The 22774-nt window shown below is 68.4% G+C and carries 24 protein-coding genes and 1 tRNA gene; 11 read left to right on the top strand and 14 right to left on the bottom strand.

Annotated features, from left to right (window positions below):
- Positions 1 to 13 precede the first annotated feature (13 nt).
- Together ABT061_RS23660 and ABT061_RS23655 are read left to right on the top strand one after the other, a co-directional pair.
- On the top strand, positions 14 to 1798 hold the full coding sequence (locus ABT061_RS23660; protein WP_350921498.1) for a serine/threonine-protein kinase: 1785 nt from the start codon (positions 14 to 16) through the stop codon (positions 1796 to 1798).
- Between the two features lie 59 nt (positions 1799 to 1857).
- The gene (locus tag ABT061_RS23655) at positions 1858 to 2820 is read left to right on the top strand and encodes a quinone oxidoreductase family protein (RefSeq protein WP_350921496.1); all 963 of its coding nucleotides are present in this window, start codon (positions 1858 to 1860) and stop codon (positions 2818 to 2820) included.
- A 135-nt stretch (positions 2821 to 2955) separates the two neighbouring features.
- On the opposite strand, the gene ABT061_RS23650 is transcribed toward ABT061_RS23655, so the two are convergent.
- The 3 genes from ABT061_RS23650 to ABT061_RS23640 are packed head-to-tail and all read right to left on the bottom strand — an operon-like array spanning position 2956 to position 5673.
- Positions 2956 to 3981 (bottom strand): PucR family transcriptional regulator, encoded by a 1026-nt coding sequence (locus ABT061_RS23650; protein ID WP_350921494.1) that lies wholly within the window; start codon positions 3979 to 3981, stop codon positions 2956 to 2958.
- Complete coding sequence (locus ABT061_RS23645; protein WP_350921491.1) at positions 3981 to 4784, bottom strand: DUF2705 family protein; 804 nt, start codon at positions 4782 to 4784, stop codon at positions 3981 to 3983. The genes ABT061_RS23650 and ABT061_RS23645 overlap by 1 nt, the downstream gene beginning before the upstream one ends.
- Complete coding sequence (locus ABT061_RS23640) at positions 4753 to 5673, bottom strand: ABC transporter ATP-binding protein (RefSeq protein WP_350921489.1); 921 nt, start codon at positions 5671 to 5673, stop codon at positions 4753 to 4755. Before ABT061_RS23640 ends, ABT061_RS23645 begins: the two co-directional genes overlap by 32 nt.
- 201 nt (positions 5674 to 5874) lie before the next feature.
- On the opposite strand from ABT061_RS23640, the gene ABT061_RS23635 reads away from it, so the two are divergent.
- Together ABT061_RS23635 and ABT061_RS23630 are read left to right on the top strand one after the other, a co-directional pair.
- Positions 5875 to 6708, top strand: coding sequence for a patatin-like phospholipase family protein (locus ABT061_RS23635; protein ID WP_350921486.1), 834 nt, complete (start codon positions 5875 to 5877; stop codon positions 6706 to 6708).
- A gap of 134 nt (positions 6709 to 6842) precedes the next feature.
- Complete coding sequence (locus ABT061_RS23630) at positions 6843 to 7877, top strand: 1-acyl-sn-glycerol-3-phosphate acyltransferase (protein ID WP_350921484.1); 1035 nt, start codon at positions 6843 to 6845, stop codon at positions 7875 to 7877.
- Between the two features lie 18 nt (positions 7878 to 7895).
- Here ABT061_RS23630 and ABT061_RS23625 read toward each other — a convergent pair whose 3' ends face one another.
- From ABT061_RS23625 to ABT061_RS23610, 4 genes are all read right to left on the bottom strand, one after another.
- On the bottom strand, positions 7896 to 8102 hold the full coding sequence (locus ABT061_RS23625) for an SHOCT domain-containing protein (RefSeq protein ID WP_350921481.1): 207 nt from the start codon (positions 8100 to 8102) through the stop codon (positions 7896 to 7898).
- Between the two features lie 129 nt (positions 8103 to 8231).
- The gene (locus tag ABT061_RS23620) at positions 8232 to 9755 is read right to left on the bottom strand and encodes a cobyric acid synthase (protein WP_350921479.1); all 1524 of its coding nucleotides are present in this window, start codon (positions 9753 to 9755) and stop codon (positions 8232 to 8234) included.
- A complete protein-coding gene (locus ABT061_RS23615) occupies positions 9752 to 10669 on the bottom strand; it encodes a cobalamin biosynthesis protein (RefSeq protein WP_502991469.1) in 918 nt (305 codons plus the stop codon). Before ABT061_RS23615 ends, ABT061_RS23620 begins: the two co-directional genes overlap by 4 nt.
- A gap of 55 nt (positions 10670 to 10724) precedes the next feature.
- Positions 10725 to 11525: a phosphotransferase gene (locus tag ABT061_RS23610; protein WP_350921475.1), complete on the bottom strand. Its 801-nt coding sequence runs from the start codon at positions 11523 to 11525 to the stop codon at positions 10725 to 10727.
- Positions 11526 to 11851: 326 nt separating this feature from the next.
- Here ABT061_RS23610 and ABT061_RS23605 point away from each other — a divergent pair.
- Positions 11852 to 11925 (top strand) — tRNA-Arg (locus tag ABT061_RS23605).
- Positions 11926 to 12150: 225 nt separating this feature from the next.
- Here the strand turns inward: ABT061_RS23605 and ABT061_RS23600 are convergent.
- Entirely contained in the window at positions 12151 to 12297 is a 147-nt protein-coding gene (locus ABT061_RS23600; protein WP_350921473.1) for a hypothetical protein, read from the bottom strand.
- Between ABT061_RS23600 and ABT061_RS23595 the strand changes: the two genes are divergently transcribed.
- Together ABT061_RS23595 and ABT061_RS23590 are read left to right on the top strand one after the other, a co-directional pair.
- Positions 12290 to 12601 (top strand): hypothetical protein, encoded by a 312-nt coding sequence (locus tag ABT061_RS23595; protein WP_350921471.1) that lies wholly within the window; start codon positions 12290 to 12292, stop codon positions 12599 to 12601. The two genes, ABT061_RS23600 and ABT061_RS23595, sit on opposite strands and share 8 nt — an antisense overlap.
- A gap of 213 nt (positions 12602 to 12814) precedes the next feature.
- Positions 12815 to 13126 (top strand): hypothetical protein, encoded by a 312-nt coding sequence (locus ABT061_RS23590; protein WP_350921469.1) that lies wholly within the window; start codon positions 12815 to 12817, stop codon positions 13124 to 13126.
- A gap of 180 nt (positions 13127 to 13306) precedes the next feature.
- Here ABT061_RS23590 and ABT061_RS23585 read toward each other — a convergent pair whose 3' ends face one another.
- Positions 13307 to 13732, bottom strand: coding sequence for an NUDIX hydrolase (locus ABT061_RS23585; RefSeq protein WP_350921466.1), 426 nt, complete (start codon positions 13730 to 13732; stop codon positions 13307 to 13309).
- 298 nt (positions 13733 to 14030) lie between these two features.
- Between ABT061_RS23585 and ABT061_RS23580 the strand changes: the two genes are divergently transcribed.
- Positions 14031 to 14423 (top strand): hypothetical protein, encoded by a 393-nt coding sequence (locus ABT061_RS23580; RefSeq protein WP_350921464.1) that lies wholly within the window; start codon positions 14031 to 14033, stop codon positions 14421 to 14423.
- A 57-nt stretch (positions 14424 to 14480) separates the two neighbouring features.
- Here ABT061_RS23580 and ABT061_RS23575 read toward each other — a convergent pair whose 3' ends face one another.
- From ABT061_RS23575 to ABT061_RS23565, 3 genes are all read right to left on the bottom strand, one after another.
- Positions 14481 to 15515 carry a hypothetical protein gene (locus ABT061_RS23575; RefSeq protein WP_350921462.1) on the bottom strand — a complete coding sequence of 345 codons (1035 nt, stop codon included), beginning with the start codon at positions 15513 to 15515 and terminating at the stop codon, positions 14481 to 14483.
- Between the two features lie 175 nt (positions 15516 to 15690).
- Positions 15691 to 17496: an IS481 family transposase gene (locus ABT061_RS23570; protein WP_350921626.1), complete on the bottom strand. Its 1806-nt coding sequence runs from the start codon at positions 17494 to 17496 to the stop codon at positions 15691 to 15693.
- Positions 17497 to 17896: 400 nt separating this feature from the next.
- A complete protein-coding gene (locus tag ABT061_RS23565; protein WP_350921460.1) occupies positions 17897 to 18367 on the bottom strand; it encodes a hypothetical protein in 471 nt (156 codons plus the stop codon).
- 444 nt (positions 18368 to 18811) lie between these two features.
- Between ABT061_RS23565 and ABT061_RS23560 the strand changes: the two genes are divergently transcribed.
- The gene (locus ABT061_RS23560; protein ID WP_350921458.1) at positions 18812 to 19630 is read left to right on the top strand and encodes a hypothetical protein; all 819 of its coding nucleotides are present in this window, start codon (positions 18812 to 18814) and stop codon (positions 19628 to 19630) included.
- A gap of 194 nt (positions 19631 to 19824) precedes the next feature.
- Here the strand turns inward: ABT061_RS23560 and ABT061_RS23555 are convergent, their stop codons facing one another.
- Positions 19825 to 20088 (bottom strand): hypothetical protein, encoded by a 264-nt coding sequence (locus ABT061_RS23555; protein WP_350921455.1) that lies wholly within the window; start codon positions 20086 to 20088, stop codon positions 19825 to 19827.
- A 799-nt stretch (positions 20089 to 20887) separates the two neighbouring features.
- Here ABT061_RS23555 and ABT061_RS23550 point away from each other — a divergent pair.
- A complete protein-coding gene (locus ABT061_RS23550; protein WP_350921453.1) occupies positions 20888 to 21388 on the top strand; it encodes a hypothetical protein in 501 nt (166 codons plus the stop codon).
- A 59-nt stretch (positions 21389 to 21447) separates the two neighbouring features.
- On the opposite strand, the gene ABT061_RS23545 is transcribed toward ABT061_RS23550, so the two are convergent.
- Complete coding sequence (locus ABT061_RS23545) at positions 21448 to 21828, bottom strand: site-specific integrase (RefSeq protein WP_350921634.1); 381 nt, start codon at positions 21826 to 21828, stop codon at positions 21448 to 21450.
- On the opposite strand from ABT061_RS23545, the gene ABT061_RS23540 reads away from it, so the two are divergent.
- On the top strand, positions 21773 to 22066 hold the full coding sequence (locus ABT061_RS23540; RefSeq protein WP_350921450.1) for a creatininase family protein: 294 nt from the start codon (positions 21773 to 21775) through the stop codon (positions 22064 to 22066). The two genes, ABT061_RS23545 and ABT061_RS23540, sit on opposite strands and share 56 nt — an antisense overlap.
- Positions 22067 to 22774: the final 708 nt, after the last annotated feature.

Here is a 22774-nt window from a genome sequence, read left to right as displayed (position 1 = left end):
GTTAGGTACAAAGGTGAACAACCTCAGTCCCGACGAACCACTACAGATAGGCCGATACCGCTTGCTCAGCAGGCTGGGCCGCGGCGGGATGGGCACGGTCTATCTCGGCGAGTCCCCCGACGGGCAACAGGTCGCCATCAAGGTCATCAACTCGGAGTACAGCCAGCACGAGCGGTTCCGGATGCGGTTCCGCAGGGAGGCCGACGCCGCGCAGCGGGTCCGCAGGTTCTGCACGGCCGCGGTCATCGAGGCGGCGCTCGACGGCGACCAGCTCTACGTCGTCACCGAGTACGTCACCGGCCCCAACCTGGAGGAGGCGGTGGAGTCCGGCGGGCCGCTGCACGGCTCCAGCCTGGACGCGCTGGCCGTCGGGGTGGCGACCGCGCTGACCGCCATCCACGCCGCCGGGGTGGTGCACCGCGACCTCAAGCCCTCCAACGTGCTGCTCTCCCCGGTCGGCCCCCGCGTGATCGACTTCGGCATCGCCCGCGCGCTGGACACGCTCAGCGGGATGACCGGGACCGGTGAGATCCTCGGCACCCCCCGCTACATGGCGCCCGAGGTGCTCCGCGGCGAGCCGGTTTCGGCCGCCTGCGACGTGTTCTCGTGGGGCTGCCTGATGGCCTTCGCCGCGAGCGGGCGAGCTCCGTTCGGCGGCGAGGCGCTGCCCGCGGTGCTGTACCAGGTGCTCAACACCGAGCCCACCCTGGAGGGCATGGAGCCCGCGCTGCGCGAGCTGGTCGGCTACGCCCTGGCCAAGGACCCGCGGCACCGGCCCACCTCCCAGCAGCTCCTCGACCACCTGGTGGGCCGCTCCGCCGCGCCCGAGCAGACCGCCCACTCGGTTCAGGCCTCCTGGCAGGGGCAGCCGGCCGGGCCCGCGAACGCCCCGGGGACCGACGACCTCCGGTGGACCCCCACCTCGATGTCCTCCCAGCCCGGCTACACGTTCTCCGGCAACCCGCAGACGGGCCCCGGCCACACGCTCCTGAGTCCGCAGAGCGATCTCGGGATCTTTCCGCGTGAACAGTCGGCCAAGCGCCGCAAGCTGGTCATCGGAGCGGCCGCGGCGGCCCTGGTGGTGGCCGGCGCGTTCGGCCTGAGTCTGGCCCTCTCCCCCGGTGGCCCCCCGGAGAATCTCACCCTGCTCTACCAGGACGACTTCACCCAGAGCGGCACCGGCTGGAGCGGCGGCACCTACAATCCGCTCGCCGACACCTACGGCTACGGCTACGCCCCCGACGGCTACTACGCCATCGACGTCAGCGGCTACTCCCCCATCAAGCGGGAACAGGCCCCGATCCCCTTCGTGCCCACACCCCCCGCCACCCCCGACCCCACAGCGAGCCCCACACCGGTCACGCCGAGCCGGATCCTGCTCGGCACCGATATCACGATCCGCTCCGGCAGCGTCGGCATGGGCGAGTACGGACTGTTCTGCCGGGGCGAGGACGACAACAAGGCGACCCGGTACGAGTTCCTGCTCGACACCGCGGGGAACGCCCGCATCCGCAAGACCGTCAAGAGCGCCGGGGGCGAGCTCACCAAACCCGTCAAGGTCGACCTGCCCAAGGGGAAGACCGCCCGCCTTCAAGCCGAGTGCACCGGGGTCGACGGGGGTGTGCAGCTCAACATGTGGGTCAACGGCGATCGGACGCAGTCCTTCCTCGACACCAACCCGCTGCCCAACGGCCTGGTGGGCGTGATCGCCCGGGTCGGCGAGAACAGCGACGCCGTGCTCAGGACCGCGTTCGACAATTTCACCCTGCACGGCCCCGCCGTCACCGGGCAGCCCTGAGTGATCCGCCCGGTGTCGGGGACGATCGGGACACTGACAGATCGAAGGAGTTCAGCACGATGCACGCCATAGCCGTCTCCGCCACCGGCGGCCCCGAGGTTCTCACCTACGTCGACGACCATCCGGACCCCGAGGTGAACCCCGGGGAGGTCCTGGTCGACGTCGCCGCCTCCGGCGTGAACTTCATCGACATCTACCACCGGATGGGCCGTTACCCGCTCTCCCTGCCTTTCATTCCCGGTGAGGAGGGCGCGGGCACCGTCGTCGCGGTCGGCGAGGACGTCCACGACGTCGCCGTCGGCGACACCGTCGCCTGGGCGTCCGTGCCGCGCAGTTACGCCTCCAGGGTCGCGGTGCCCGCTTCCAAGCTGCTCTCGGTGCCCGAGGGGGTCTCGCCCGAGGCCGCGGCGGCCATCACGCTCCAGGGACTGACCGCGCACTACCTGACCCACTCCACCTACGCGGTGAAGGCCGGTGACGACGTGCTGGTGCACGCCGCCGCCGGCGGCATGGGCCTGTTGCTCACCCAGATCGCCAAGCTGCGCGGCGCCCGGGTGATCGGCACGGTCTCCAGCGAGGAGAAGGAGGCCCTGGCCCGCCAGGCGGGCGCCGACGAGGTGCTCCGCTACCGGCACTTCCCCGACGCGGTCCGCAAGCTGACCGGCTCCGGCGTGCACGTCGTCTACGACGGCGTGGGCGCGGCCACCTTCGACGAGAGCATCGCCTCGCTGCGCCCGCGCGGCATGATGGCGCTGTACGGCCAGGCCAGCGGCCCGGTCCCACCCGTCGACCCGCAGATCCTCGCCAGGAACGGCTCCCTGTTCCTGACCCGCCCCAGCCTGAACGCCTACATCGCCACCCGCGACGAGCTCGTCTGGCGGGCCTCCGAGATCTACGGCTGGGTGGCCGACGGGCGGATCCGGGTGCACATCTCCAACCGCTACCCGCTGGCGGAGGCCGCCCGCGCCCACTCAGATCTCGAATCCCGCCGTACGACCGGCAAGGTGCTGCTGATCCCCTGAGCGCCCTTTGCCCGATGCCGGGCGTGCGGGAACGCGCGAAGGCGCGTCAAAGGGCGCCGCGTCCGGCGTCGACCCGGGCCCGTCGCCCTGTTCTTCGGTGACGGGCCACCGGGGCTCCGCGTACGGCGGGGGCGGTCAGCGCAGCGGCTGGGCGGGCCAGTCCAGCAGCCGGGCGCCCAGGACCGCCGTCTCCAGGGTGAAACGCTGGGTGGAATCGTCCGGTGAGAACCCGGTGAGGCGGCGGATCCGCTCCAGCCGGTAGGTCACCGCCCGGGTGCTGACGCCGAGCCTGCGCGCGGCGGCGGTCTGGTTGCCCTGGGAGGCGAAGACCGCCTCCAGCGTGGCGAGCAGCGGCTCGGGACCACCCCGCGCCTCGAGCAGCGGGCTGAGCACCGTCGTCACCAGGTCCTCGATGGCCGCCCGGTCCCGCAGCAGCACCGGGAAGACCAGCAGGTCGGCGGCTTTCAGCACGGAGGCGCGCAACCCCAGCCGGTCGCCGAGCTCGATGGCGTTGGCACCCTCGCGATAGGAGGCGACCACCCCGCCGGGGCCTCGGTGTGCCCTGCCGAGACCGACCCGCCAGCCGGGCGCGAACAGCCGGCGGACGTGGTGGGTGAACTCGCCGGTCGCAGCGGCGAGGCCGCCCGGCGCCACGCAGACGAGCATCCCGTCCCGGACCGCGACCAGCACGTTGTGCGAGCCGAACCGGGCGATCAGCGCGTCCTCGATCCGCCGGGCCGTCTCCTCGGCGAGCCCGCCGTCCGCATCGGCGGCGGGGCGGGCGACGGCGACCGCGTAGCTCTCGGCCAGGCGGAGGCCGAAGTGCTCGGCCCGCTCGGCGAGCCGGTGGACGCGCCCCTGGAGCAGGTCGTCGACGAACTCCCGGCGCGCGAGCTCCTCCTGGCGCAGCGCGGACCGCTGGGCGTCCTCGTACCCCTCCATCAGCGCGGAGACCGTACGCCGCAGGGCCGGAAGCGGGGCGGGGCTCACCGACTCGGCCATGGCCAGTGCCGCCTCGACCAGGGCACGGACGGACACGCCCCGCTCCGCGGCCAGCGCACCGGCGGCGCGGCAGTCGTCGAGCTCGGCTCTGCCCGGCGGCCTGCCGGTGGCGGCCGCCTCCCTCAACATCCGGAGATGGCCGCCGAGCAGCTCGTCCATCAGACTCCCACGTCACGCCTGTCGAAGGCCGGTATCGCGGTCAGCACCAGCGCGACGATCGCCCCTGCCAGCACGAGATACTCCCACGCGGGAAATCCCTGCTGGATCGGCCGTCCGTCGAGGTAGTAGTGGAACGGCGAGATCCAGCGCAGCCAGGACACCCCGTCCACGTCCCTGCCCATCGTCTCGACCACGTAGCCGGCCACCGCGACCACCCCGACCACCGCCAGGGCGACCCCCCTGCGTCCCGTCAACGCGCCGACGGTCAGACAGAGCGTGCCGAAGAAGAGGGCGAGCAGGAAGACGCCGGTGTGACCGGCCAGGATCCGGTCGGCCGGAACGTCCATGCCGACGGCCGAGGTCAGGCCGAACACGACGAGGAAGGTGACCGCCGCCACGCCGAGCAGGGCGAGGGCGAGGGCGGCGAAGCGCTCCAGGACCAGCCGCCTGCGGGTGATCGGGAGGGTGAGGGTCAGCTCCAGGGTGCCCGTCTCCTCGGGCTGGGCGATCGCCCGGTTACCGATCACCGCGGCGCACATGATGAACAGCATCGGCCCGAACAGCTGGTAGACCAGCGTCTGCAGGTAGCCGGGGCCGCTGGTGAAGCCGTCCTCCAGGCCGCCCATGAGATCGCGCATCGCCCCGGGGAACTTGGTCAGCGCCACCTGCCCGTAGAGCTCGGGGTTGCTCACGATGGTCGGGTAGTACGCCAGATACAGCCCGAAGAACGCGCTGATCCCGATCGTCCAGCCGAGCAGCGCCCGCCGGTAGTCACGCAGGCTCTTCGACACCAGCGCGGGCATGGCGCGCCTCCTCATCGCTGTAGTAGGTCAGGAAGATCTCTTCGAGGTCGGGCTCGGCGCTGACCATGTGCACCACGGTGAACCGCGCCGCCACCTTGACCAGCGCGTCCGGGCGGCCGTCGATGGTGCAGCGCACCCCGGCGCCCTCCACCCGCAGGTCCCGCACGCCGGGCAGGTTCTCGAACGCCTCGCGGGGCACCGGCGCGTCGAAGTGGAACTCCACCTGGCGCACCGCCTTCTCGCGGAGCGCGGCGACGTCCTCCACCGCGACCAGCCTGCCGGCACGTACGATGCCGACCCGGTCGGAGACGTGCTCGACCTCGGCCAGCATGTGCGAGGACATCAGCACGGTACGGCCGGAGGCGCGGACCTCGCGGATCATCGCCAGGAACTCCTGCTGCACCAGCGGGTCCAGGCCGCTGGTCGGCTCGTCGAGGATCAGGAACTCCGGCTCGTGCATGAACGCCTGAATGAGCCCGACCTTCTGCTTGTTGCCCTTGGAAAGCTTGCCCATCGGCACCGCCAGGTCGGCCTCCAGCCGCTCGGCCAGCTCTGCGATCCGACCCTTGGGCACACCGCCGCGTACCGCGCCGAGAAAGGCGAGGTAGTCTCCCGCCCGTTCCCTGCCCTCCAGGGCCAGCTCGCCGGGCAGGTAACCGATCCGGCTCCGCACGTCCGCCTCGCGGGGATCGCTGCCGAGGACCGTCATCCGGCCCCTGGTGGGGCGGATCACGTCCAGGAGCAGCCGGATCGTGGTCGTCTTTCCCGCGCCGTTCGGGCCGAGGTACCCGAACACCTCCCCGGGCCGGATCTCCAGGTCGAGATCCTCAAGTCCCCGGCGCCCGCCGTAGAACTTGGTGAGCCCCTCGGTTTCCACCACCGCTGTCATGCACCCGATCGTGCCCGCCCGCCGGTGCGGGGGCCATGGCCGGATCCCGACAGTTGGCCGCCTTTTCCTTGCCCGAATCCGGACCCCGCCCCGCCGCCCCGTCGTGACACCGGGGGGCCGTACCGATCCCCGGCGCGGTCTATCGTGAGGTCGTTGACGAATCGCGCGGCACCGGGCCGCCTGGCAACCTACGGAGGAGCGATGAGCGTGGACACCGCCTTCGTCCTCGGCGGCGGAGGGGTCCTCGGCGCTTACGAGGTGGGCATGCTGCGGGCACTCGACGAGGCGGGCATCAAGCCCGATGTGATCGTCGGCACGTCCGTGGGCGCGCTGAACGGCGTCGTGCTCGCCGCCTCCCCCGGTGACGCGGTCGCGCGCCTGACCACGCTGTGGGGCTCGAACGTGGTCCGTACCGCGTTCGCGGGGTCGTGGGTGACCCGGCTGTCCACCCTCGCCAGGACCGGCACCCACCTGCACTCCGGCCAGCCGCTGCGCGACCTGCTGACCCGGACGCTCTCCGTCTCCCGGATCGAGGATCTGGCGGTGCCGTTCCAGTGCGTGGCCGCCTCGGTCGAGCGCGCCACCGCGCACTGGTTCACCGAGGGCCCCCTGGTCGAGGCGGTGCTGGCCTCCTGCGCCGTCCCCGGGCTGCTACCCCCGGTCCGCATCGGCGGCGAGCACTTCCTCGACGGCGGGCTGGTGCACAGCATCCCGGTCGGCCGCGCGGTCGCGCTGGGCGCCCGCCGGGTCTACGTGCTGCACGTGGGCAGGATCGAGCGTCCCCTGCTGGTGCCGCGGCGCCCGTGGGAGGTCGGGATGACCGCCTTCGAGATCGCCAGGCGGCACCGCTTCGCCGAGGAGATGGCCACCCTGCCGGGCGACATCGAGGTCCACGTCATGCCGTCGGGCGGCGAAACACGCCCGGGAATGGATCTGACCCAGCTGCGTTATCGGGATATATCGAATATATCTGGATACATAGAACGGGCGTACCAGGCCTCGTCCGACTACCTGGCCCGTAACTCGTCCACCTGAGTTCCCCACCCCGAGGCCCCCAGCGGCCGCACACACCGGCTCCCCCGGGGGAACCGGCACTCCCCTCCATACCGACCATCAACCCGTCAGAGCCAGACACCCGCACCGCATATCCCCCCAGGCAGGAGCCGCTCATGCTGCCTCCTCGCATCATCCGCCGTCTGATCCTGGCCCCGCTCGTCATCGTGCTCACCGTGGTCGCGGTGGTCACGCTCCCGATCTGGCTGCTGGTGGTGGCCGCGGCCTCGCTGCGCCTGCCGCCCCCGCAGCGGCGCGGCACCCGGCTGGTCTGGTTCGCGGTGGCGTGGCTGGCGTTGGAGTCGATGGCGCTGGTCGCCTGCCTGGGCCTCTGGGTGGCGAGCGGGTTCGGCGGATGGCTCCACCGCGACGAGCACCAGGAGCGGCACTACGCGCTGATCCGGTGGCTCCTGTCCAAGGTGTACGGAGTGGCCGTGCGGATCTTCCGGCTGAGCGTCGAGATCGACGAGCCGACCCTCACCTCCGACGAACTCTCTCGGCGCCTCACCCGCCCCGTCATCGTGCTGTCCCGCCACGCGGGTCCCGGCGACTCGTTCCTGCTCGTCCACCACCTTCTCACCCGGTACGGCAGGCGCCCGAGGATCGTGATGAAGGCCGCCCTGCAACTCGACCCCTCACTGGACGTGGTGATCAACCGCCTCCCCAACGCCTTCGTCCCGCGCAAGACCTCCGAGAACGGCGTTCTCGGCGAGATCCGCCGCCTGGCCTCGGGCATGGACGCCGACGACGCCCTGGTGATCTTCCCGGAGGGCGGCAACTTCACCCCCAGGCGTCGCTGGCGGGCCATCCTCCGGCTGGAGCGCAAGGGCCTGTCCGAGGAGGCCGCGCGGGCCCGCGGGCTGGAACACCTGATGGCGCCCCGCCCCAACGGGGCCATCACCGCCATCGAGGCCTGCCCCGAGGCGGATGTGATCTTCGTCGCGCACACCGGCCTCGACGACCTGGTCACCCTCGGAGACATCTGGCGCCGCCTGCCGATGAGCGCCGAGATCAAGGCCAAATGGTGGCGGGTCCAGGCCGCCGACGTGCCGCGCGACCGCGAGAGCCAGATCCGGTGGCTCTTCGACCAGTGGGAGGCGATCGACGCCTGGATCACCGCGAACCAGCCCGCCTCCGCCCCCGCCGCCTGACAGGCCGCGGAAACGGGCCTACCACTCCTGGGAGAGACCCGACATCCGGCGGAGGTACTCGTCCTCGTCGATCTCACCGGCCGCGTAACGACGTCTGAGGATCTCGCGGGGGCTGTCGACGGCGGGTTTGGGAGCCGAGAAGGAGCGGATCATCCGGGCCATGCTGAGAACCATCATGGCGATCACGGCGATGACGAAAAGCAACACGATGATGCGGACCATCATCGACCTCCCAGACTTCCCCCATCGGATCTGGCAGGGGAAATACCAATTTTACTAGGCTATGGCACCTTCTTCCCTGTCGCGCTGGAAAAGAATGGGGACGCCCCCTCGCCGGACCGTCCCCGCCACCGGTCAGCCGGCGGAGGATCCACCTCGGGAGAGGTACGGGGCCTCGCGCCGGGTGGCGCCGGGCGGAAGCGACGGCAGGCCCGAAGGTGCCCCGCCCTCCATCAGCCGGAGCAGTGCCCCGGTGTCGACGTTCCGCTCGACCAGGTCGCCGAGCGCGTCCAGCCGCTCCTCGCGCAGGGCGGCGAACGACACGTCAGGAGCCGGGGTGAAGTCGCGGCCGGAGACGACGGCCACGTCGGCCAGGAACGCCCGGCGGAAATCGTCGTTCTCCAGGGCGCCGTGCCAGGTGGTGCCCCACACCGAGCCGTACCGGCAGCCGTCCAGGAAGGGCTCGCCGCCGTCGGCCGTCACGACGCCGTGGTGGATCTCGTACGCCTCGACCCGGCAGCCGTAGGCGGCGCCCACCGGGCGGCCCAGCGTCTTGTCCTCGGCGAACTCCACCGAGGCGGGCAGCAGCCCCAGCCCCTCGACGAGGCCGGCCCCCGACTCGACGTCGTCACGGATGGTCCTGGCGAGCATCTGGTAGCCGCCGCAGATGCCCAGCACGGCCCGTCCCCGCAGGGCCTCGGCCAGGCCGGTGGCGCGGAGCCAGGCCAGGTCGGAGACCGTGGCCCGGGAGCCGGGCAGCACCACCAGATCGGCGTCGTCCAGCTCGCCCGGCGAGGTCACGTAGCGGACCGTCACTCCGGGCTCGGAGGCCAGCGCGTCCACGTCCGTGAAGTTGGAGATCCTCGGCAGCCGTACCACCGCCACCCGCAGACTCTGCCTGCCGTACGGGGCGCGCGCCCCGAGCGCGGGCCGGTTGTCCAGGGCCAGGGAGTCCTCGACGTCCATCCAGAGGCCGTCCAGCCAGGGCAGCACCCCGTACACCTCGCGGCCGGTCAGCTCCCTGATCATGTTCAGGCCCGGTTCGAGGAGCTCGGGCGCCCCCCGGAACTTGTTGATCACGAACCCGGCGATCAGCGCCTGGTCGGCGGGCTCCAGCAGCGCCACGGTCCCGTACAGCGAGGCGAAGACCCCGCCCCTGTCGATGTCGCCGACCACGACGACCGGCAGGTTCGCGGCACGGGCCAGGCCCATGTTGGCGATGTCGCCCGCACGCAGGTTGATCTCCGCCGGGCTGCCCGCCCCCTCGCAGACCACCACGTCGTAGGAGGCCCGCAGCCGCTCCAGCGCGTCCACCGCGACCTGGCGGAGCCGCTCCTTGACGTCCCAGTACTCCATCGCGTCGACCTCGGTCATCGGCCTGCCCATCACCACGACCTGGCTGCGCCGGTCACTGCCCGGCTTGAGCAGGATCGGGTTCATGTCCGCGCCGGGCTCCAGCCCGCACGCGGCGGCCTGCACCGCCTGGGCCCGGCCGATCTCGGCGCCGTCGGCGGTGACGAAGGAGTTCAACGACATGTTCTGCGCCTTGTACGGCGCGACCCGCACCCCCTGGCGGGCCAGCCAGCGGCAGATCCCGGCGGTGACGACGCTCTTGCCCGCGTCGGAGGTGGTCCCGGCGACCAGCAGCGCCCCCTTCACCCCCTCCTCCCGCGCGATCCGCGTACGGCGGCCAGGACGGCGAGCCCCGCCGCGGCCAGGCCGACCGCCCGCGCCAGCCGTACGGACCTGCGGATGTCGGCGACCGAGGGCTCGGGCCCTTCGCCCATCTTCGGCCGGTGCTCCACCCGGGTGCCGTACACGTTCACCCCGCCGAGCGTACGGTCCAGCGCGCCCGCGAAGGCCGCCTCGCAACGGCCCGCGTTGGGACTGGGGTGGCGGTGGCCGTCCCTGCGCAGCACCGCCGCCGCCCGCCGCGTCGAACCACCCACCAGGGGGGCGCCGAGCGCGGCGAGCAGCCCGGTGATCCTGGCGGGTACGAAGTTGGCCACGTCGTCGAGGCGGGCCGCGGCCCAGCCGAAGCGCTCGTAGCGCTCGTTGCGGTGGCCGACCATCGCGTCCAGCGTGTTGACCGCCCGGTAGGCGAGCAGGCCGGGCACCCCGGCGACCGCCCCCCAGAACAGTGGCGCCACCACCGCGTCGGAGGTGTTCTCCGCGATCGACTCCACGGTGGCCCTCGCCAGCCCAGGCGCTGCCAACCCGGAAGGATCCCGCCCGCACAGATGAGGCAGCCTCTCCCGGGCCCCGGCCAGGTCGCCGTCCTCCAGGAGCCCGGCCATCGCCGCCCCCTCGCGGCCCAGCGTGGTGCCACCGAGGACGGCCCAGGTCGCCGCCGCGCTCAGCGCGGCCCGCACCATGGGATCGCGCGGCCGGGTCGCGGCGTGGCCGAGCAACGCCACCGGAACCACGCACAGCGCGACGTGGAGCACGCCCCTTGCCCGGCCGTCGCCGTACACCCGCTTCTCCACCTCGGCGGCGGCGGTGCCGAACAGCGCGACCGGATGCCCGCGCCGGGGATCGGCGAGCACGGCGTCGATCACGACCCCGGCGAGCATCCCCACCCCTTCGGCTACCCCAGGTCCCCTTAGTCCCACTTTGGTGATTAGTCGACTAAATGAGATGTTCATGGAGTTCATCCTGGTGGGTCTCCAGCCACACCCGGGCCCGCCGGATGCGCACCCCCGCCCCACCGGCCCACATCCGGGTCCATCCGCCGCCCCCGGCCTCGGCCCTGGCACGCATCACCTGGTACGAGCGGTCGAAGCGGAGCCGGGCCAGATCCAGCAGGCGTCTGCGGTCGCGAGGCGCCAGGCCGTACGCGTCACAGAACAGGCGGAGCCGGGGCCCGACCTCAAGGCGGCGCTGGAGCGGCTCCAGATCGATGGGATCGGCGATCGGCGCCCAGTGCCGCAGCGTGGTCACCACGTCGAAGAGCCGGGTCGTCGGCCGGGCCATGTCGAAGTCGATCAGCGCGACCGGCAGCCCATCGCGGAAGATCACGTTGTCCAGGTTGACGTCGCAGTGCCCGATCAGCCTCGGGGCCGCGTCGTCGTTGGACCCGCCCTCCCAGACGGCTCCCGGCGGCGGGACGAACCTCTCGGCCGCGTCGTGGAAGCGGCGCAGCAGCCGCGCCAGCGCGGCCAGCGACTCCCCGCTGAGCGCGTAGCCGGGCAACGGCCTGGCCGCGGAGCCGCCCTCGACGTAGCTCAGTACCTCCCGGCCCCGCTCGTCCACACCCAACGCCCGGGGCGCCCCCTCGAACCCGGAACGCTCCAGGTGCCGCAGGAGCGCGTGCACCGAAGCGGTTGAGGCCCGGCTGGGCCGGCGGACGGTGTCCCCGACCCGCACCACCCCGTCGGTGACATCACCGCCCAGAAGGGGGATCTCCTGTTGGGTCGTGACGGCGAACATGCCACCCGAGCGTAGACCGCTCGGCCTCCCCGCGGGGACGATTCGGGCAGACATCCCCTGTCGGATGGAACACCCGGAAGTCGTCCGCCCATCGGACATCCGCTGCCCCGCCCGCCAGGAGAGCGGCAGGTCACCGGGGAGGTACCCGCCCCGTCCAGCCCGGTTTCCCCGTCCCGAACAGCCAGAATCCGGCCACCGCCCACCCGGGCCGAGGCGCCCTGACGGCCGTTCCCTCCGAGGGCGCGAGACGCCGCAGAGTGATCCTCGCGACACAGCCCCGAAACCGATACATGAGCACTCCCCGGATCATGCACAATTGAGCGGGAGCACCCTTAGCTCAGCTGGATAGAGCACCGGACTTCTAATCCGACGGTCGCAGGTTCGAATCCTGCAGGGTGCGCAACCAAGACCAGGTCATCTAACCGCTGACCTGGTCTTTTGCTTGCCGGGGGTACACACCCCTCAGGTAGCCGGAAGCGGCCGTACGCCACCGGTCGCGGAATGGGCCCGGCCCCGTTTTCCCAGGTGGGACCGGGAGTTCCGGAGCATCGCGGACCGATTCCGGGGCCGGAACGACGAAGGACCCCGAGGTGTCCCGGGGTCCCGTCGTGGCGCAGGGTCGGCCTCACCTGACGAGCGCGGCCAGGAGGCGCCGGTTGGCCACCTCGCGCTGGCCGTCGATACACCTGGCATAGACCCTGAGCCACACATCCACCCCGTGCCCCGCCCGCTCCGCCGCACTTCTACCGGCCGGGGACGCCGATGTGAGCATGCCCTACCTCTCCTTGGACGCTCACCACCTCGCCCGCTGGCGCGGAAACTGCCTGGTGCGCTTCGACGACCCCGGCACCGTCGAAGATCTGCGCTCCGCCCTGGCAGGAATGGACGGCACCTACAACCGCACCGAATCCGGAGTCCGCTGCGACCTGGGCCACGCCCTTCTGGCCAGAGGAGAACCCGACGCGGCCCAACCCCACATCCAACGCGCCCAGCAACTCGCGACCATGACCGGCTCCCGCCGCCAGCGCAAACGCATCGCAGAACTCGCCCGAGCGGTCAAGCGCTCACTGCGTTAAGAGCACCTAACAGAATGAAGCGGTCTTCTTCCGGCACCCGCTGGGCGGATGAGGTTGTCGGTACGCGCAGGGTTGACGCGCTCCGGTTTGCACGTATCTTTCATTTAGGAAAGTTTCCTAAGAATCCCCTCTGTTGCACATCCCCGAAGTAAGGCGCGAACCGGGGTGTACGGAACGTGAAACGGCCATCTGTCACCAGTACTAGGAGAGGGTATGAGAAGAACCCTGCGCGTCCTCGCCGCGACCGTGCTCGCGGTGGGAGCCGTTACCGTCGGGTCGAGTGCGCTGAGCCCGGCGTCGGCAGGAGTCAATGACTGTGACTACACCTTCGGTCAGAACTCGTTTTCCGCCCGATGCGCGACGAACGGTCCTGCCTACGAGTTCCGCGCGTGGGTCCAGTGCATCAACGGCCGTAGGGACGGCGGCTGGGTGACGACCAACAGCGGTCAGTGGAGCACAGCGAGCTGCGGACCATGGTGGATCGACCGCCTGAGCTACGGCGTGGACGTGCGTCCGCTCTCCTAACGCGGGTACGGCGGTACCGCTGGGGCGTGGCCGGCTGCGGTGCTTCCGGCGAAGAGCTCCTATCAAAATGAGGTGTGATCGCGTCTGCACTGTCCATGGGCGCCGCCTACCTGAGTGAAGGTTCTCAGCGCACCGGCGCCGAAAGAGAACCGCCTCATTCCGTTAGGTGCTCTAAGCCCCTCACCCGCTGCTGAGCCGCCCCCGCGCCGCGTACAGACCGATCAACGTCCCCGACGTCCAGATGTCACCGCGGGCGATCATCGCCGGGATCTCCGACATCGGCACCCACTCGATGAGATCGGCCTCGATCTCCCCTGTCGGACTTCCGACCAGTTCGGCACCCCGCACGAGGAACAGATTGTGCTCTGAGTCGACCATGCCGGCCATCGGCTGATAGGTGATCAGATGCTCGATCTCCTTGGGCCGATACCCCGTCTCCTCCTCCACCTCATGAGCGGCCGTCGTCATGGCGTCCTCACCCGCATCGACCAGCCCGCCGGGCAGCTCCCACCCCCACCGATCCGCCAGGAACCGGTGCCGCCACATCAGGAGCACCCGGTTCTGCTCACCGACCACCACCGCGATAGCCGCCCGATCCAGATGCACCACGTGATGCTCGAACCGCTCCCCGTCCGGGATCGCAACATCAACGAGACCCAGCCGGAATCACCGGTTGTCGTAGATCAGCCACTCACCGTGCACGATCCAGCGCGTCTGCTCATCGTTGGTAGCCACACAGCGAAGTTACCGCCCAACATCCCCGGCGTACACGGGCATCAGCACAGACCCATCGGCCGCCACAGAGCATTGCCGAATTTCCTAAGGCTCGACGGATACTCCCGGCATCCCGCTCTGGCAGAGACAATGATCAAGCCTGCGACCCCTGAGCGATGACAGGACAGCCATGGAGTACCGCCAGCTCTTTCGTGAGATCCACAAACGTCCAGGGATGTACGGGCTGGACGGCTCGTTCAAGAGCTACGAAGCCTTCCTCATGGGGTGCGACGCCGGAAACGACTGGGGGCTGTTCTCCGGCTTTCGGGAATGGCTGATCATGCGGCTAGGCTCGCAAAGCAGCTTCGGATGGCCTGGCCTTGTGCTCCAGCTCGCTCTACCCGAAAAGCCTTCCCTACCGCTCTCGCCCGAGTCTGACGCCAAGGCGGTCGAGCTCCTGTTCGAGCTGCTGGACCAGTTCATGGAGGAGCGCGCCCCAGCGCACGGCGTAGCCAACATCTTCGAGAAATACCAATCTTGGCTCAGCACGCAGTGGAATCCTGCCTTCCGAGGTCCAGACTGAGGTGACCAGGAACAGGTGTCGAGCATGGTCACCTCGTCGTGACTCCAGGGGCTGGTGTCATCCCCATCGAGCCCGGACGATTCCGTCCTCGTCGGGAAGGACCGCTGCGAGCGCTCCAGGCTGGTCGACCGCATCGGCTGGATACACCCCACAACGGCCGGCTTCACGAGCCGCTTCGAGCCAAGCCGTGAGGCCATCGTCGTCCAGCAGGTAATCGTGCCGCAGCCGCCCTGTGTCCTTGTCCTCGATCAGACACATCACGCCGGCAACCTCGGAGCCTTCGTCGAGCAGGCGTCGAGCGTGTCCCGCAATCTCGGCCATACCGTTGTCGTTGACCGCCACGGGCGCACCGATGAAGGCGGTGACCAGGGCGCGAGGTCTGAGTTCAGTCCGGACCTGGACGATCCCGTCTCCGGGGGTCACCAGGTGCCATCGCCAGGTGTTGCCGGCCCACATCTCCAGCAGTGGTAACTCCCCACCTGTCCGGGCCGCCAGCAGTTCCACCTCCGCCCAGAACTCCTCATCCGCCGGTCGGTGAGGCTCTGAATCATTGAGGTTCAGCTCATAGGGCGAGGTGTGGTTCTCATCCACGAAGAGTCCCAGCCGACGCACCTGATCGATTGCCTGCGAGCACGGCCGGTGGGTGCTGACGTAGAGGTAGTAGTCCCAGCCGGCCGCGATGCCGAAACGGCCCTCCGCCTCCAGAAGGCACCACACACCGTCCTCGCGCAACATCGCCCGCACCAGTTCCAGCGCCACCGCCAACGGCACCTCACGACCGTCATAGAAGTCCTCTGACGACAGCTCAGATGCGGCTGGACCGTAGTCCGGCAGCAGACGTCCGGAACTGATGTCGCGCCAGATCCCGGGAGTACGCACGGCCAACCTGGTGATCCCGGACTCCTGCGCGAACAGCTCCACCGCCTTCAAGTATGCGGATTCCACCTGCTCGTATCGCTCACGGGTGAGTACCTGGCCATCAAAGACCTCACCGATCTCACCGATGGAAGTCCAGTCGTTCCCGGTGAAGACCCCGCGGTCATCCCTCAGGCGCGGGTCGTACTTGGTCACTCTGAACTGGTACGCGAGCACGCTTCATCTTCCCTCGGAACGCGACAGCACAGGTGGGATCAGCGCAGCCGGCACCCGTCAGACCCGTCCTGAGACTGAGGCGTCAAACATCAAACGAGACAGGACATCAGACCGTCCTGGATGTCGTGACTCGCTTGATGCTTGACGCAATGGCATCGGATGATGCTTGACACTCCTAGCTGGTCTTTCGCTGTTTAGTATGCGCTCTGGACTTGATCCGGGTGACCTCCTGGGTAGTGGTTCGCGAAACGACACGGATCGGCTCGCCGTCGGCATGGATGGTGAGGTGGGTGTCATCGACGGTCACGTCCAAAATCTTGCGGGCGTGCACCCGGCCGACCTGGACCTTCTGGCCGACGACCATGATGGTGCCGCGAATGGAGACCGTGCGCTGGACAGTGACCGGCCCGGTGGGCATGGTCGGTGGCGGACCGGCCCTGCGAGCGCCGCGCAGACGCCCGCACGCGGTGATCGGCAGCGGGCAACGCACGGTGCGCAGCAGCAGGCGTTCGCCGTCCATGACCTGGGCGGTGATGCCATCCAGACGCAAGGTGACACGCTGACCGGCCAGGTGAGCGCCGATGCACAACGCGTGGCTGGCCAGGCTGACGATGCCGATCGAGCTGACCAGCCGGTCGACCTCGACGGCCGCACGGTGCTGTTGGGTGTCGGGAACCGGTGCGGAAGCGGCCGGGCGCGCATCCCCGGAGGCGACCAGGGCGGCCAAGTCCTTGACCGTCAGGCGCGAGGCCACCGTCTTGAGCCGGCCGCCGGTGGTGGTGAACACATGCAGATGCGCGGTACTGATCCACAACGTGATCGACAGTCCGGCGCGGTCAGGGCCGAGCCAGACCTGCTGGCCGCCGACCGACAGGTTGCCCGAGTCCGGCACCACCCGCTCAATCTCGATGGCCGAAACCTGCATCGGCTCGGTCACCGGCACCTCCTCGTCGGTGACGACCTCAGGCGACGGCGCGGTCGGGGTCATCGACGAGGCCGACGGCTCCACCACGCTCAAACCGGCCGGTAGTCGCAGAGGCAACTCCTCCTGCATCCGCGTCTGCTGAAGGGCGACGTGGTCGGCGAAGAAACGGTCGGCGGGAAAGGCCATCTCCAACGCCTGATGCGGACGGGCGGTGTTGTAGTGCTCGGCGAAGGCGTCCACCGCCTCCTGGGCCGCGCCTATCGAGGCGAACGGCAAGGCGTCATCAAGCAGTTCCCGGCGCACCGTCTGATGGAAACGTTCGATCTTGCCGGTGGTGGTCGGGGTGCGCGGCCGGGTATGCAGCAGCCGGATGCCGTTTTCCCGGCAGACGCGCTCGAACAGCACCTCACCGGCCTTCGGCCCGCCGAACCGGCCGGTGAACTGCTTGCCGTTGTCGGTCAGTACCTCCAGCGGCACCCCGAAGGCGCGCATCGCCGCGGCGAACGCCGCACACACCTGCCGCCCCGTGGGTCGGGCCACCACCGAGGCGATCACACAGAACCGCGAGTGGTCATCCACCCCGGTGATCAGCTTGCACTCACCGCCGTCGGCCAGCAACACCCCGCCCATGATGTCCATCTGCCACAACTGCATCGGCCCGGGCCGCTCCCAGCGCACGTAGTCACCGCGTTTACGCTTGCGCGCCATCGGATCGATCAAAGCGTTGCGCACCAGCGCCCGGTAGATACTCGCCCGCGACGGCACCGGCTCCACCCCGCGCCGGGCCAGCTCCCAGCCCAAAGTGCGTGGCCCCCACCGCGGATGCGCCCGGCGCAACTCACAGATCATCGCCTCGATCGCGGCCGGCGTCTGCATCGGATGTGCGCGCACCCGGTGCGACCGATCGGCCAAAGCGGCCAGCCCGCCGTCTCGATAGCGGCGCACCCAGGTATGCACCGACTGACGTGAAATCCCATACCGCTCGGCGACATCGGTGACCTTCGCCCCCGACAACACCTCGATCACCGCGTGATAGCGCTGTTCCACGACACCCAACTCCACCAATGCCATCCCGGCCTCCCCCGAAGCGCAGACAACGCCACGAGCAGGCACAGAAGACGATCAAGGTGTCAAGCATCAAGCGAGGCCAGAGTGTCAACCATCAAACGAGACAGGACATCAGACCGTCCTGGAGGATTGCCGAATTGTTCTCATAGGGATCAAGGCGGCGGCGCGGCGCCGCACGGCCCTCCACCCGCCCGCCGTCCGGGCGTGCGGCGTGGGCGCCGGTCCCGAACGGCGGCGGAAATCGGGCCGCCCGCCGCACCACCCGCACGCCGCACCCAACCAACCCGCCGCACCGGGGCCGCACCGCCGCCTACAGGTTTATCCGGCCAGTGGCCCAACGTTTCGCGGCTCTTCCGGCACCTACGACCTTGCGTCGGCCGCTCGCTCCCTACTTGCTCGACCTCATCAAGGCCCACACCACAGTGACCACAGAGATCCCCATTGCGGCGAAAAACAGGACCACGGGGAGAAACCCGAGGACATCCACGCCCCAGCCGAACGGCCCGGCTCCATACCGGCCAGACCCGATAACCGACCTGAGAGTCCCGGAAATCGCGAACAGCCCCATCAGGGCAACGAAGAGCCGGAGCGCCGAGGACATCATCAGGCGTTTACGCGGTCCATCGACTGCTTCCCCCGGCAAGGGCTTGGGATACTCCTGCCTGCGTGCTTTGACCAGCCCCCACACACCGGCTCCCAGGTAGGGCGCCACGGCAAGAACACCGATGACGATGAACACCCAGTCAAGTAGTTCGCGTACGGTGTCACCCGCCCAGAAGGTCAACGTGAGGACCTTGACCACCAATGCCAGCACCATCAGGACGAGCGCCAACTTAGACCACACCGGCATCTTGGACACGCAGTGATTATGGAGCCGGCAAGCCCTCAGGAGAAACCCCAACTCGGATCAGTCTGCAGCCGGTGGCATCACATCGCCGCGATCGGTACCGCCCTCACGATCGCCTGATGCGGGCTGATCTCCGTACGGGGCCGAGGGCGATCGACGATCCGTGCTTCGTTCCTCAGCACGGCTCACCGGGTAGCAGATACCAGGCCGACTCATCCCAGGCGTGCCCGTTGCGTGCCCGTCAGGAGGGGCACCAAGGGGGAGTCACGGGGACTCGCGGACAAGGCGAGACCACCCCTGACCTGGAGCGCAGCAGGTCAAAGGGGCGCGTACCGAGATCTTGTAAACTGTAGATCAGGGGTTCGATTCCCCTCGTCGACTCGCATGCGAAAAGCCAGGCCATCCTTTATCCGGTGACCTGGCCTTTCACTGTTCACGGGAACTCCGTGATCTTCCGTGACCGATGGCTTCTCGTGCCCTCTTGAACGCCTGCCCAAGCGCCTTGGCGATGACCTTGTCCTGGTCCTGACCGGCGTGCTGGTAGATCAAGCACCGCCCGCGTGGAGGAGCGCCCATGTGGGACATCAGCCGTTCCCGACTCCGGTCGGGGATTTCTGCACAAAACATACACATGAGTACGGCGGATTCGCCACGAGCGACAGTTACGATCACGCGGTGGATGCAACGAACGATCTTCCTGACGTGCATCACCCGCGTGCTCCCATTGATGTCAAAGGCGGGGCATGGGTGACGGTCGCCGTATTGCTGGGGTTCGGGATGATGTATGCGACGAGTGCTCCCGGGTGGCACTACGCGTGGTTCATGCTTGTTGGCCCCGGCTGGCTGTTGTTCGGCGCCGGCTGGCTGATCGTGCTCGGTGTCCTCCTTGTTATGCCTGGGAGGCTGGTCGCATTGCGCCGAAACTGGCCGTTCTGGGCCGTGCCGCCCCTGATCGTGGTGCTGGTCGCCTCACTGGTCTACGTCGGTGCACCGGTCAAGATGCGTTTCGAGTTGTCGCGCGCCGACCTCGACCACTTCGCGAAGACGATGTCAGAGGGGACGCCGCCTGGAAAGCGGAATTGGATCGGCCTGTATCCCGTCGAGTACCTTGAAGGATCCCCCGGCGCCTTCGGCTTCATGATCGACGACACGGGTTTCTTCACCAGTTATGGCCTCGCCTGGGTCCCGAACGGTGATCCGTACGACATCGACGGACCTGGCACCTACGAACACATCGACGGACCCTGGTACATCTGGGAGATCAGCGACTGGTAGGTGACTCGTCCGTCTCGGGCACCGGGGGCTCATCAGGGCCGGAGTAGCTCGGAGAGGCGATCCATTTGCCTCATGGGAGCTATCCAGACGGGCGATCATGGACTGGGCTGAACAGACCCGAACGGCCGGAGCCCTGGCAACCAGCAGAACGAACGGCTCTGAACGATCCTGGAGATTGTTTGGGGATCTACGGATTAGAAGGTGAGGCCGCACCACTTGATCCAGGAGCGCAGCCGATGGAGGATCTCGCGCAGGTGGGCGTCATCGGCGAGGCTGGGAGGTGCCCATGCTTCCGTCCTGAGTTCGTTCTCGGCGTCGAGTTCGGCCCAGAGTTCTTCGAACGAGTCCCTGATGCTCAACTCGCGCGGATCGGCGGCTTCGAACAGGCCGCGAAGGTCCTCGGCCAGCTTGGGTAAGGAGATTCCATCCGAGTCGTACAGGTCAAGTCGCGCAGCCATTTGGCTAATGAGAGCGCGTTTGTAGTCCTCCACGGCATCACCTTCTCGATCTCCAAGTCATTATGCCGACGGCCGACCAGTGTGGGATATATGCGGGATGATCTTCATTGTGTGAGTGCGATTTAGATGCTTTCGTCCTGGTAGAAGGCACTGCCGCTGCTCGGAACGTAGCCCTCTTGAAAACCGCTAGGCCGGGTGACCGGTCTCGTGGGTTCGAATCCCACGCTCTCCGCCGAGCATCACAAACGGCGTCTGACCAGGGACTTCCCTCGGACCAGGCGCCGTTGATCGTTTCCGGGGTGTGCAGCCGTAGGCCACCGTGAGCGGCCCTCGGTCGGTGTTCGCGAAATATACGCGGAATGATGTTGGTCGCGTTTCCCCAGGTGGCTGCCCTCGATGTCCTGTTCAGCGAACGCTGCCAACTCCGGAATCAGGCTCACGTCTGGGCGCACCCTGCCAACCTGGCCATGGCCTGTACCTGCAAGCTGTGCAAAGCAGTGAAGTGGCGAACGGCGGGAGGAAGCCGGCACACTTCGCAGGCTCCACTTGATGCATCGTGAGCCACATATACGATCACGGAATGGAGCCGGTCCTCTCGCCCTTACGGTGTCGTCGCGTTGCTGCCGTCCACCAGGGAACGGGTGAGAGCGAGTTGGCAGCGACGCCCATCCTGGACTGGAAGCATCCCCGGGTATTGAGGTTGGCGAGCGAAGCCCGACGTGAGAACACCGGGACGGACCGGGGTCTTCTGGTCACAGCTCACCGGCTTATCGCCGCACGGGTGCGTCCGGTGTATGCCATGAACGACATGCAGCCGGTCTCCAGGACGCTTCTCTTGGAACGCGGATCATGCAGCCAGCGGCTGGCGGTTCTGGAAGCGGTGGGGCGGGCCGGCGGAATCGCCAGCCGGGTCAGAGGACTGCTGGTGGACGGGCGTTTCTGGCATCCGCGATTTCCCCGGTTGCGGGCATTGATCCCGCATCAGATAGTGCTCGCCTGGCCGGAGTTCCTGCTCGGCGACCAGTGGGTGACCGTCTCCGAGCTCTACGGTGATCTGAGTACGTTGCAGAAGGGAGGCGGGTTCACCAATACCGGTGGTGAGACGCTCTTCGACGCGGTGGCCCATACCGCCGTGGACTGGGACGGCGTGACCTGCTCATCTTGCGATCTGTCCGGCCACGTCCTGTCCGACCTGGGGTATTTCAGCTCCCGTGATGCTCTGTTTCAGACACATGGTCAGACGTTGTGCTTGCCGGTTCGTATCATCGCGGACCTCATCATGAGTCGCCGAGCGGCTTGAGCCCTGCCGACACCGAACAGAGCCGCAGAAGGGTGCTTGGGGCCCCTTCGTGTCTCCGCTCACGCCGCTAATGCATCCTCGATCCGCCGGTTGGCGATCTCCGTGCCGCCGTCGATGCACTTGGCGTAGACCTTGAGCAGCACGTCCACTCCGTGCCCCGCCCGCTCTGCCACGTCGGGAGCCGCCACCCCGGCATTGAGCCACAGGGATACTGCCGCATGGCGCAGGTCGTACAGCCGGGCCGCCAAGGGTGAGACCTGCTGTTCGGGAGTCAGCGCGAAGGCCCTTGCCGCCTTCCACACCTCGCAGTAGGTCTCGATGGAGATCACGCCACCGCGCGAGGTCCGGAACAACCGCCCATCCTCGTGGACACCGAACTCATCGATGTGCTCGCGCAGGATGGCCACCAGCTCACCAGCACCATGCACGAGGACATGCACGCCGGAGAAGACCTCCCTCCTGCTCCACGCCTGCCCCGAGGTGATCCGCCCCGGCTACCACTCCGCCGACTGGACCGCAGACGACCGCCGCCATCTCCTGACCAAGGGCATGCAGGCTTACACGGACAGCGGAGTCATCGGCCGCCCCTCTCTTGCCGCTGCCGAAAAAGGCAAGGCCCTGCTCGACAGCCTCGCCAGCAGCTTCGGTGACGTGCTGGATCTCTTCGCGAAGTCCTGAGCAACGGCACACCAGCCGATCACGACCTGAGTCACTACCGAATTGTTCTCATGGGGTATCAAGGGGCCGGCGGCGCTGCGCGCCGTCGCCCGGCCCTGCGCCTGCGGCGCACGCCGGGCATGCGGCCTGGGGGCCGGTCCCAGCGTGCGGCAGGACTCCGGGCCGTCGCCGCACGCGCACCGCGCCATACCCACGCCATCCGCCAGCCTCTGGTCGCGCCGCCGCCTCAATGCGGCACGACGATCGCCACGGGGGGGCCGATGTCTGTCGTGGTCGGGGGCGATCGAAGATCCAGGGTTCGTTCCTCACCCTGGATCACCGGGCATCGGGGCTTGTCAGCGTCGCATTTTGCGCGATGAAGTCCGGGGCCGAGGACAGGCCGAGTCTCACGGGTTCGTAAGCGCACGAGTGGCTGAATCATTTGCGGTTCCCGCATGTGGCCTGGCCCCAGTCATGGCCGATGACGCAGACATTCCTGCCCCTGGATAATCAGGAAGGCCGTCTTACGCCCCTTCAGAACTATTGAGAGGTTTCTGTGCCGGAATTCTCAGAGAAGGCCGTGCAAGCGGTCGCTCGGGTCGATGCCCTCCACCAGTTGGGCGTCATCGCCCAGTGGCGCCCTTGCTCTCGCCATGTCACGCGCAGGCGATATCCCCGCGGCTGCGATGACTGCACATTCGATGACGTAATGACGTGTCCCACCTGTCG

Source organism: Streptosporangium sp. NPDC002544 (assembly GCF_040295965.1).
Lineage (GTDB): Bacteria > Actinomycetota > Actinomycetes > Streptosporangiales > Streptosporangiaceae > Streptosporangium.
Note: the sequence above shows the minus strand (reverse complement) of the source record. Positions and strands in the feature narration are given on the sequence as shown.